At 70.1% G+C, this 5,610-nt stretch carries 6 protein-coding genes; all 6 read left to right on the top strand.

The window, feature by feature from the left end:
- Window positions 1-190: hypothetical protein (locus ALA01S_RS34210; RefSeq protein ID WP_169806049.1), on the top strand; the 190-nt coding region annotated here is incomplete at its 5' end.
- Between the two features lie 104 nt (window positions 191-294).
- Window positions 295-780: an acyl-CoA thioesterase gene (locus ALA01S_RS30075; protein ID WP_066343293.1), complete on the top strand. Its 486-nt coding sequence runs from the start codon at window positions 295-297 to the stop codon at window positions 778-780.
- Between the two features lie 30 nt (window positions 781-810).
- Window positions 811-1,848 carry an ABC transporter substrate-binding protein gene (locus ALA01S_RS30070; RefSeq protein WP_084268094.1) on the top strand — a complete coding sequence of 346 codons (1,038 nt, stop codon included), beginning with the start codon at window positions 811-813 and terminating at the stop codon, window positions 1,846-1,848.
- A gap of 48 nt (window positions 1,849-1,896) precedes the next feature.
- The gene (locus ALA01S_RS30065) at window positions 1,897-2,574 is read left to right on the top strand and encodes a response regulator (protein WP_066343287.1); all 678 of its coding nucleotides are present in this window, start codon (window positions 1,897-1,899) and stop codon (window positions 2,572-2,574) included.
- Window positions 2,567-3,970: a sensor histidine kinase gene (locus ALA01S_RS30060; protein ID WP_066343284.1), complete on the top strand. Its 1,404-nt coding sequence runs from the start codon at window positions 2,567-2,569 to the stop codon at window positions 3,968-3,970. The genes ALA01S_RS30065 and ALA01S_RS30060 overlap by 8 nt, the downstream gene beginning before the upstream one ends.
- Window positions 3,971-4,098: 128 nt before the next feature.
- Window positions 4,099-5,415, top strand: a complete 1,317-nt coding sequence (locus tag ALA01S_RS30055) for an MFS transporter (RefSeq protein WP_066343281.1) — start codon at window positions 4,099-4,101, stop codon at window positions 5,413-5,415.
- Window positions 5,416-5,610: the final 195 nt, after the last annotated feature.

Here is a 5,610-nt window from a genome sequence, read left to right as displayed (position 1 = left end):
GCTGCTAGGGATGTTGTGGAGCGACTACCAGGCCGGGACCTTGAGCGTGCGCGACCTGGAGAACGCGGCGTTCACCGTGTTTTTGTACGGGCGAATGATCGGCGCCGCCGCCGAGATAGACGACCACTTGAACCGCGGGCGGAATATGGATACGCGGACGCCGGAGGCCGCCTGCGCGCACGTGCTGTGAGCTGAAGCAGTGGGCCGCCCCAGGGCGGCCCCTGCCCCGCCAACTGGGCAGCGCCATCGGCAAACGGCGCTGCCCTGGCCAGATGATGGATAGAGGATGAAATGATGGACCTGCCCGCACACCAGCTCAGCATGACGGTGCTGATGACGCCTGACACGGCCAACTTTTCAGGCAACGTGCATGGCGGCACGATCCTGAAGCTGCTCGACCAGGTGGCCTACGCCTGTGCCAGCCGCTACGCCGGGCGCTACGTGGTGACGCTGTCGGTGGACCAGGTGATGTTCCGCCAGCCCATCCATGTCGGCGAGCTGGTCACCTTCCTGGCCAGCGTCAACCACACCGGCACCTCGTCGATGGAGGTGGGCATCAAGGTCATTGCCGAAGACATCTGCACCCAGGCCAAGCGCCACGTCAACAGTTGCTTCTTCACCATGGTGGCGGTGGACGCCAACCGCAAGCCCGCGCCGGTGCCGCCGCTGCGCCCCTTCACGCCGGACGAGAAGCGCCGCTTCGAGCAGGCGCAGGTGCGCCGCCATTTGCGCCAGGAGCTGGAGCAGCGCTACCAAGGCATGCGGCTGCTGCCTGCGTGACCCCCGAACAAGGCGGCTAAGCTGGCGCCCATGAGCACAGCGCCCTTGCCCGCCGCCCTCTCCAAAGCCCGCAGGCGCACGGGCTGGTGGCCAGGGCTCGCTGCCGTGCTGGTGGTGTTGGCGGTGTGGGCCGGGCCGGCCCAGGCCACCGCGCTGCGGCTGGTGGTGGGGGGATTGGACAAGCAGGTGTACTTGCCCGTGCTGCTGGCACAGCGGCTGGGCCTGTTTGCCGAGCAAGGGCTGGAAGTGGAGCTGATCGACGACGCGTCGGGCGTGCGTGCCGAAGAGCAGCTCCTCACCGGGGCGGTACAGGGCGTGGTGGGCTTCTACGACCACGCCATCGTGCTTCAGGCCCGCGGCAAGTTCGTGCGGTCGGTGGTGCAGTTCAGCCGCACGCCCGGCGAGGTCGTGGTGGCTGGCGCACGGGCAACGCCGCTGCGCTCGCCGGCGGACTTCAAGGGCCGCGCCCTGGGCGTGGCCGGGCTGGGCGGCTCCACCCATTGGCTGATGCAGTACCTGGGCCAGTCGCACGGCGTGCGGGTCGCCGACATGGAGTTCGTGCCGCTGGGCATCGGCGCGCTGGTCGATGCGCTGGAGCAGGGACGCGTCGATGCCGTCATGACCACCGAGCCGACGGCCACGCGGCTGCAGCGCGCGGGCCGCGGCCGCCAGTTGCTCGACCTGCGCACGCCTGAAGCCACGGCCGCCGCACTGGGCGGGCCCTACCCGGGCGCCTGCCTGTACATGGCCTCGGCCTGGGTCGAGGCGCACCGCCCGCAAGTGCAAAAGCTCGCCAACGCCCTGGTGCGTGCGCTGCGCTACATCGACGGCCACAGCGCCGCGGAGCTTGCCATGCAGGTGGCCGAGCGCGACTTGGGCGGCGACCGCGCCGCCTGGGTCGCGGCGCTCACGGCGGGCAAGTCCATGTTCATCCCTGACGGCCGCATGCCCGCCGAGGGTCCGGCCAACGTGCTGCGGGTGCTGGGCCAGGCCCAGCGCGCGGTGCAGGGCCAGCCCATCGACCTGGCACGCACGTTCACGACCGAGTTCGTGGACGCGGCGCGCTGACGCCACACTGATGGACTGACGTGGACGGACAGGACGAGGACCCGAGCGATGCGCATTCTGCTGGTCGAGGACAACAAGACGCTGGCCGAGTGGCTGGTGCGCACGCTGCGCCAAAACCAGTACGCCGTGGACTGGGTGGCCAACGGCGCGGACGCCGACACGGTGCTGCGCACCGAGCGCTACGACCTCGTGATCCTGGACTTGGCGCTGCCCAAGCTCGACGGCAAGGAAGTGCTGCGCCGCCTGCGCAAACGCGGCGACGCCACGCCGGTGCTGGTGCTCACCGCCGACAACCGGCTGCAAAGCCGCGTGGCCGAGCTCGACAGTGGCGCGGACGATTACGTGGCCAAGCCCTTTGAGGTGGAGGAGCTCGAAGCGCGCATCCGCGTGCTGCTGCGCCGCTCCTCGCAGGTGGCCAACCCCACCGTGGCGTGCGGCGCGCTGAGCCTGGACACCAACACGCGCGAGTTCACGCTGGCCGGCCAGGCGCTGCAGCTTGCGCCGCGCGAGCGCGCCGTCCTGGAACTGCTCATGCTCAAGGCCGGGACGACGGTGTCCAAGGCGGCGCTGGCGCAAAGCCTGGGCTCTATCGAGCAGGACGTGTCGGCCGACGCCATCGAGATTTACGTGCACCGCTTGCGCAAGAAGCTGGAGGACAGCGACGTGGCCATCGTCACGCTGCGCGGCCTGGGCTACCTGCTGCGCCGGGTGCACCAAGATGCCTAGCCTGCGCGCGCGGCTGCTGGCCTGGGTGATGTTGCCCCTGGCCGGCGCGGTCGGCCTGGACGGCTGGATCACGCAGCGCGAGGCGCTGCGCACCGCGACGGCGGTGCAGGACCAGCTGCTGCTGGGCTCGGCGCGCATCATGGCCGAGGCGGTGCGATGGGAAGACGGCGCCTTCGTGGACCAGATCCCGCCCGCGGCGCTGGAGCTGTTCCAGGCGCGCGTGGCCGACCGCGTCGTCTACCGCATCACGGCCGCCAACGGACGGCTGATCACGGGAGACACCGAGCTGCCCCTGCCCTCGGCCGAGGCGGTGGCCGAAGTGCCGCTGCACTTCGACGTGCAAGTGCGCGCCCAGGCCGCCCGCGCCGTGGCGTACCGCCAGCCGGTGGTGGGTGCGCCGGGCGTGGACTCCGTGCTGGTGGAGGTGGCACAGACGTTACAGGGCCGCGATGCCTTCGCGCAGCAGTTGTGGTTGCAGTCGATGGCGCAGCAGGGCCTGATCCTGGGCCTGACCGCGCTGCTGGTGCTGCTGGGCCTGCGCCAGAGCCTGCGGCCGCTGCTGCGGCTGCGCGACGCGGTGCGCGCGCGCGAGCCCGGGGCGCTGCAGCCGCTGCACGTGGACGGCGTGGCCACGGAGCTGGCCCCGCTGGTGGAGGCCATCAACCAGTACGCGCAGCGCCTGGAGCACTACACGCAGGCGCAGCAGGTGTTCATCCAGAACGCCGCCCACCAGCTGCGCACGCCCTTCACGGCGCTGCGCATGCAACTGAGCGCGGCCCTGCGGGCCGAGGACGAGGCGCTGCGCCGGGAGGCGCTGAGCGCGATACGCCAAACCGTCCAGCAGTCGGTGCGGCTGGTCAACCAGTTGCTCACGCTCTCCGCGGCGGACGCGGAGTCGCGCGCCAACGCGGCCGAAGCGGTGGCGCTCGATGCGCTGGTGCCCCGGGTGCTCGAAGACCTGGCGGGCCACGCCCAGGCGCGCGGCATCGACCTGGGCTTCGAGTGCGAGGCGCCTTGTCCGCCGGCCGCCGTCTCGGCGCTGGCTGCGCGCGAGATCGTGGTCAACCTGGTGGACAACGCCATCCGCTACACGCCCGCCGGCGGCATGGTCACGGCCCGGCTGCTGTGCACGGCGCAAGACCGCGTGCTGCTGACGGTGGAGGACAACGGCCCGGGCATCCCGGCCGAGCTGCGCGAACGCGTGTTCGAACGCTTCTTTCGCATAGACGACAGCGACAGCGGCGGCAGCGGCCTGGGGCTGCCCATCGTGCGCGAGTTCGCGCATCGCAGCGGTGCGCAGGTGAGCTTGCGCACGCCGGACACGGGGGCGGGACTGGCGGTGGACGTGAGCTTTGCAGCCGCGGCGCCGCAGGCCGCCGCCGCGGGTTTGCCCTAGGCAAACCCTTCAGCGTCGAAAGCTGTTGGAAAGCTGGCCTTTTCTAACCTTCAGGCCATCGATCCACCCCGCCGTGCCCCGGTCCCGCGCGACCTTTCTATGGGCAGGCCAACCACCCAGCTCGCACCATGGCCATCTCCACACTCCCGCCGTCACACGCGGCGCAACACGCTCCGGCACCAGCGCCGGCACCGGGCACGTCCAAGCTTGGCGCCGTGCTGCGCGTCACCAGCGGCAATTTCCTGGAGCAGTTCGACTTCTTCCTGTTCGGTTTCTACGCGACCTACATCTCCAAGGCCTTCTTCCCGACCGACAGCGAATTCGCCTCGCTGATGCTGACCTTCGCCGCCTTCGGCGCGGGCTTTCTCATGCGCCCGCTGGGCGCCATCGTGCTGGGGGCGTACATCGACGAGGTGGGCCGCCGCAAGGGGCTGATCGTGACGCTGTCCATCATGGCCAGCGGCACGGTGCTCATCGCCTTCGTCCCCGGCTTTGACAGCATCGGCCTGCTCGCGCCGCTGCTGGTGCTGGCGGGCCGGCTGCTGCAGGGCTTCTCGGCGGGCGCCGAGCTGGGCGGCGTGTCGGTGTACCTGGCGGAGATGGCCACCCCGGGCCGCAAGGGCTTCTACACGGCGTGGCAGTCGGCCAGCCAGCAAGTGGCCATCGTGCTCGCGGCTGCGCTGGGTTACGCGCTCAACAGTGCGCTGTCTCAGCAGGAGCTGGCCGCCTGGGGCTGGCGCGTGCCGTTCTTCGTGGGCTGCATGATCATTCCCTGCATCTTCGTGCTGCGCCGTTCGCTGCAGGAGACCGAGGAGTTCAGCAAGCAGAAGCACCATCCCAGCACCTCGGAGGTGTTTGCCTCGATGCGCCAGAACTGGCGCCTGGTGCTCGCGGGCATGCTGCTGGTGGCGATGACGACCACCACCTTCTACCTGATCACGGTCTACACGCCGACCTTCGGCAAGAGCGTGCTGCACCTGAGCGCAAGCGACAGCCTGATCGTGACGCTGCTGGTGGCGGTGTCCAACTTCGTGTGGCTGCCCATCGGCGGCGCCCTGTCTGACCGCATCGGCCGCAAGCCGCTGCTGCTGGCCGTCACGGTGGTGGCCATCCTGACGGCCTACCCGGTGATGGCCTGGCTGGCGAGCGCGCCCAGCTTCGCCCGCATGCTGCAGGCCCTGCTGTGGTTGTCCTTCCTGTTCGGCATGTACAACGGTGCCATGGTGGTCGCGCTCACCGAGGTCATGCCCAAGGAGGTGCGCGTGGTCGGCTTCTCGCTGGCCTACAGCCTGGCCACCGCGGTGTTCGGCGGCTTCACGCCCGCCATCTCCACCTGGCTGATCGACACCACCGGCGACAAGGCCGCCCCCGGCTACTGGCTCAGCATCGCCGCCGTCTGCGGCCTGGCGGCCACGCTGGCGCTGTACCGCCGCCGCCAGGGCTGAACGCCCGCCGCTTCCCGCTTCCCCTGACCCTGTTTCCCGCTCCGCCACACGCGGAGCCGGCGCAGCGCTGCCCGCTGCGCACCCGTTCGCATCACCTTCAAGGAGACAACATGCAACTCACGGGCATGCTTTACGGCACGCAGTTGCTGCGCCACGTCGATTTTCCGGCCGCGGAGGTTCTAGGCCCCGACGCCT

It is taken from the genome of Azohydromonas lata NBRC 102462, assembly GCF_001571085.1.
In the GTDB taxonomy this organism is placed as follows: domain Bacteria; phylum Pseudomonadota; class Gammaproteobacteria; order Burkholderiales; family Burkholderiaceae_C; genus Azohydromonas; species Azohydromonas lata.
This window is presented reverse-complemented; position numbering and strand designations above follow the sequence as displayed.